Source organism: Bartonella sp. AP57NXGY (genome assembly GCF_042195805.1).
GTDB lineage: Bacteria > Pseudomonadota > Alphaproteobacteria > Rhizobiales > Rhizobiaceae > Bartonella.
The window spans coordinates 1-650 of the sequence record NZ_JBHIOZ010000562.1 but is presented as its reverse complement, the minus strand read 5'-3'; the positions used below and the strand labels follow the sequence as shown (position 1 = coordinate 650).

Here is a 650-nt window from a genome sequence, read left to right as displayed (position 1 = left end):
GTTTTATAGCCACCAGAACCAGCAAAAAAGATCATATGAGTTGAACCAAAATCAAGATTAAAGGTTAGCAAAGGGGCTGTTCCACCCTTTCCCCATGTTGTTTTATTGCCAGGCGCAAAGGGAATTTTGCACACATTATCTTGATCAACACGGTATCTTTCACCCACAACAATTTGCCCATTGGCAGGAAAGATTTTTGCTGCCTCTCTTAAATTCATCCAAGAGGCCTCACCAAAAACACCTTTTTTTGCACGCTTGACCTTATTTTTAGGTGGAGAGGTTGTTATGAATTGAATGATGGAAAGAAAACCACCAATGATGATGCCAAAGACAACCATGGGGTCCATGAATTGAAGCGCATAGCTCCACGTTATTCCTTGTTGGCCAACATAGGGACTTAAACGTTTTATTTCACCACCAATATAGTAAAGAGCGGTTGTTCCAAAAAAAACAACGGAGACAAAAGTGATTATTTTACGTAAGTGCAGTTTTTGCGACAGACTATACAACAATGAAACAGCAGCCGTTAGTGCTAAGACTAATAAAGGCTCAGAACGAAGAGTCCAATAAATTTGATCGCTCTTTAGTCCATTTGTTATTAACAGTAAAAAATGAGGGACAAGGAATATCGTTAAAGCACCTAAAGCGAT

Annotated in this window: 1 protein-coding gene; it reads right to left on the bottom strand. The window is 39.2% G+C overall.

Annotated elements, in window-relative coordinates; all coding sequences use genetic code 11:
- Positions 1-650 (bottom strand): type IV secretory system conjugative DNA transfer family protein (locus ACFIL8_RS12045; protein WP_375690010.1); only part of this gene is annotated, 650 nt, incomplete at both ends.